General features: G+C 35.1%; 3 protein-coding genes. All 3 read right to left on the bottom strand.

All coding sequences use genetic code 11. The features are described from left to right. Positions 1–61 precede the first annotated feature (61 nt). On the bottom strand, positions 62–1,042 hold the full coding sequence (locus NG821_RS12325; protein WP_252761958.1) for a DUF262 domain-containing protein: 981 nt from the start codon (positions 1,040–1,042) through the stop codon (positions 62–64). Continuing rightward, positions 1,032–2,726, bottom strand: a complete 1,695-nt coding sequence (locus NG821_RS12320; protein WP_252761957.1) for a DUF262 domain-containing protein — start codon at positions 2,724–2,726, stop codon at positions 1,032–1,034. The genes NG821_RS12325 and NG821_RS12320 overlap by 11 nt, the downstream gene beginning before the upstream one ends. A 796-nt stretch (positions 2,727–3,522) precedes the next feature. Next, complete coding sequence (locus tag NG821_RS12635; RefSeq protein ID WP_262921894.1) at positions 3,523–3,648, bottom strand: hypothetical protein; 126 nt, start codon at positions 3,646–3,648, stop codon at positions 3,523–3,525. Positions 3,649–4,307 lie beyond the last annotated feature (659 nt).

Raw genomic sequence — 4,307 nt, 5'->3', positions numbered from 1 at the left:
ACCTTTGCCTTAAAACTTGGTTCAAACTTACTTCTTCTTCCCATTTCTGTTCCTTTCTTACTTAGTGCAAAGATAAACAATATTCTTTAACTTTAGCACCTGTACTAAAATTGGGGAGTATTATAGAAATCCATCGAAAAAACTCTGCAAAGCCTGCATCGGCAGTATCATTATCGCCTCGACGTCGGCTCCAAAACCAAGTTTCAATACATTCCCAGCATTCTGCAATATTAACATTATTCCTATTTATGAGTGTGTGGAATGACGTATTGTTAAATTGATTGTTTTTCTCATTTATTACTAATGGTTTGAGATTTTGTGTCGCAGAAAGTGATTCTCCTGTTGTATTGATAACGACAAAAGTCTCTTCTCCATTTTTCCTGTTCTCCATATCAACATACAGAAACGTTAGCTTGTTAAGTAGCCAATCTCCAAAATGCGACATCCATTCTTCATCTTTTCCATCTAATAAAATCTCTATTTTATAAAGAGCATTGAGCATACTTTGTATACTTGGATCTAAGTCATAATCTGAAAAATACCAATCAGCCGACTTTATAGTTTCCACCTTCTTTCGTCTATCTAAAAAGAACTTGCAAACCAAATCACTTAAAAAATACAGAGAAGTCTCACGTATAGAATAATTCAAATACGGTTCTTTATCATCGTTATTATATTCAAAATCAGAGATAAGGTACGAACGATATGTGCCAATGACTTTATTTATCATGCCAAGTAAAAGGTATAGCGTTGTCAAACGTTGCTGACCATCGCAAAGTTGGATGTGGTTTGCAGGAACCTCATAGCCGTATAACAAGCCTAGATTTAATGTTCTTGTATCAGATTTCTGATTGTACTGCTCAATAAGATTTGTTACAAAGTCAGAAACAAGTTCACCTGTTACACCCGTACTTTTCGTATTATCCTCATCTCCCCAACAATAATCACGTTGTAAATCAGGGATTATGATCCTTCTCTCACCTGAAAATAGTTCAGAAAGAGTATACGTTTCACCTGTTACAAAATTTATTTTATTTGCCATATTTTTCTTTAAATTCTTTTAATGTCTCCCATTTGTTTTCTGCTATCTCCTTACCAGTCCATGTCGACTTCGCAAATTTATATATCGTATGTAAAAGATGACGACTCTCAAAAATTTCCTTTTCTGATGGTTCAAAAAAAGTTTGTTTCTTTTCTTCAAAACTTTTATTACCAAAGGCAGAATTATCTCTCCCATACAATAAAACGAGATTTCCTATTGAATGCTCACTTGCGTGCTTATCATTGTAAATACAACTATTTCTCTTAATATAGCTTTTATCAAACGTTGTTGCTTTTTCCCACCTTTTACCGTCACCAGTGACGATATCCACAGTACCATTAGACTGTTGTTCTTCATGCCATACCTTAGACTTAGGGTAAATATGCTCCAATGAACGTTCTCCGTCCCAGATTGATAAATCAAACTTCCTTCCTTTGCCATCTTCTTGTTTATTATCTTCATCAATATTTAATCTAAAAAGCAAGCGGAAAGCTTCCTCTGGTTTTTCAATATATAGATTGTCCCTCTCCAATATTTCATATGTATTATCAAATTTTTCATTGAAGGTTTCTAAATTCTTATTATTGATATAATCTGTCACTTCATTATGAGTCAAGCCAATGAAGGATAGATTGTAATATTTGTCTAATTCTTCGTCTGCCGGTTTTCTACCTGCAAAATACCATTGGATAAATGCATCACGGTCTCCTATTCTCAATATGGCCCCAACTTTATTATAAAGGATGGGATGATTAAAAGCATCCTCAAAACGTTTTTGCAACCTCCGAAGTCCATCAAAAGCCTGCTTCGCTTCGACAGGCTCTTGCTTACTCAAAAATTCTTTTCTAAAACCAAAAAATGATAAATTCTCTTGTTTCTTTGTACGCAAATACGTTGAAATCAAGAGTCCCATTACATTAGAACATTTATAGAGTTTCTTCACATCTGCTCTATTCCACCATTGCAGCCATCTGTCCCATGCGCGAGCATAACGGCTCCGAAGCATATTATCATCCCATTCGATTGCATTCTGCTCCTTAGTCGATTTCCGGGTAAAATCAGGGCGGTTTGAAGAAGCCAAACGTAGCATTTCGGCTTTAATAAGCTCCTCTGCTTTCATCTCAGCCTTGTTGCCGTTCATCATAGAGAATACTTTTGTTGCTTTATCTTCAGGAATATCAATATATAAAAACTTAATATGACTTAGAAGATAATCCAAAATCTCATTTTTAGGCTTATTGAAATTAAATAACTCCTTATTTATAATCCGTAAAGTTTTCTTAAAAAAATAGATATCTTGAAATTTCTCTTTTGTGTTTTGCGAATAATTATTTAACAACGTACCACTAGACAAAAACTGATTTGATACTTTCCTAATATCATATTTTATTGTAAAAGGTTCCGTGAAGCCAAGATATTTTAGTAGTAGATAAAAGAATGTTGTTCGCTGTTGTCCATCAATGAGAATTATCTCATTCGCTTTTTCGCACACAGTAACACCTTGAATAAATATTTCCGTATTCTGTTTAAGTCCAGGAATTATGGAATCTTCCAAAAAATATGTGACAGAATCTTTATCCTCTCCTCTTTTCTGCTTTCCCCATATATATCCTCTTTGGTAATTTGGTATAACAAAGGTTTTTCCTTTTTTCAAATATTCATTTAACGTTATTATAGCATTCATACTAATAGAATTTAAAAATCTCCCATGTTCTCTAACTTAAGCACTTCAATAAAATTAGTTTTACTACTTCAACTAATATATTATACTCAAGTTTCGAATATCATTATAACAAAGTTCGAACAATGTATTTTATAGAGGATATGCCCCGTGGTTAAAATCATAATATAAACCTCATAAACACGAAATATCCAAGCAATATTTCTGATTGATTATAACTCAGAAAAGCTATGTTTGACCACAAGATTTCTATATCTGTATGGACTAACGATTCCATTTTTAGCGGCTTCTCCCTAAAAGGAAGTAAGCTGTCGGACAAGAGGAACTGAAGCTAACTGTAATGACGATGCATTTTAATAACTGGCTTCAATATCTTGACGATTCAAAGTTAGTAAAATTTTATAAAAACTTGAAAGAGTTATTTGTGTTTTTATGGTTAATAGGTAAAAATAAAGAAAAAAGGAACAAAATGCGTGGGTAACTTATCAATTGACAATGTTTCTAACGATTCTGGGATTGGGGAAGCTAAAAAAGAACGAGCCCCAAAAGTTTTAAAACTCTTGAGGCTCTCTTCGGGGGTATTCCCCCTACTTTTCAGGTGTATTAGACGAGGTTATATAGCTAGTTAACGTATCGCTTGTTTGTGGCTTGTACTCCTGTCTATCTTCGGCCGTATGAACGATGGTATTGCGGGATGAAGTAAATCAATGGCTGAACTGATGACTCGCCCTATCCTGATGATTGACAACCAGTGCTTCTGAAGGCAGCACTACAGGGTTCGCATCAGCATATTTGCGTCTTATGCCCTGCAAGCGGAAGCTTTGCTTGGAGCCGTATGACGGACAACAGGTTCAGCCAATATATTTTCTACAGGAACATCATGGAGTTGTGTCTTCACGATATCAACATATTCTTCACTTGGCACCACCTAAATATTCTGAACCATTCTAATGTGTGCGAACCACTCAGCTGTCAATTAGATTAAAGACAGCCCAGCCTCATCACGTCAATAAACTGTGTCGGGTACTCTGGCATACTCATAGGACAGAAGTAGATTCCGATTCCCTAAGACATAATGACCCCATGATCATTAGAATCCGCTTAATGATGAACAGTTCAATGGACGGTATTTACATTTTGTGTGTTAATGAGAGAATATCTACGTGATACTGTTTATAGGCTAATAAAAACAGACCATAATTGATTAGACACACTCTTAACAGCAAGTTCCAGTACTGAAAACATAGGCTAATGCCTTTTTCCTTTTAGCAAAAGAACTTGTCCCATTTACTGATGAATCTTCGAATTTTGAGACAATTTATATATTTTGAACCCTATTATTGTAGAGCGTGTCTAAACTTATTTTCTGACCGCTCAACTTACACAATTGCCTAATACCTATGTAGTAGCCTACAACTGTCGGTTTACATATCTTTACATCATTTCGATTCATTAAGTTAGGGTCCGCTGATTTATTTTCATCAGCCGATGGCGAGAACGGGAGTTTTCTCAGCCACCAGGCTTTGATTTCTAAAGATCCCGGTATTTTCCGGGATTATTCTGATGATTTCCATCATTTCAATA

This window comes from Segatella cerevisiae (genome assembly GCF_024054555.1).
GTDB classification, from domain to species: Bacteria; Bacteroidota; Bacteroidia; order Bacteroidales; family Bacteroidaceae; genus Prevotella; species Prevotella cerevisiae.
Note: the sequence above shows the minus strand (reverse complement) of the source record. Positions and strands in the feature narration are given on the sequence as shown.

Excerpts from the sequence above, each read along its gene's own strand:
- NG821_RS12325 (WP_252761958.1), bottom strand. The coding sequence starts at position 1,042 with ATGGCAAATAAAATAAATTTTGTAACAGGTGAAACGTATACTCTTTCT.
- NG821_RS12320 (WP_252761957.1), bottom strand. The coding sequence starts at position 2,726 with ATGAATGCTATAATAACGTTAAATGAATATTTGAAAAAAGGAAAAACC.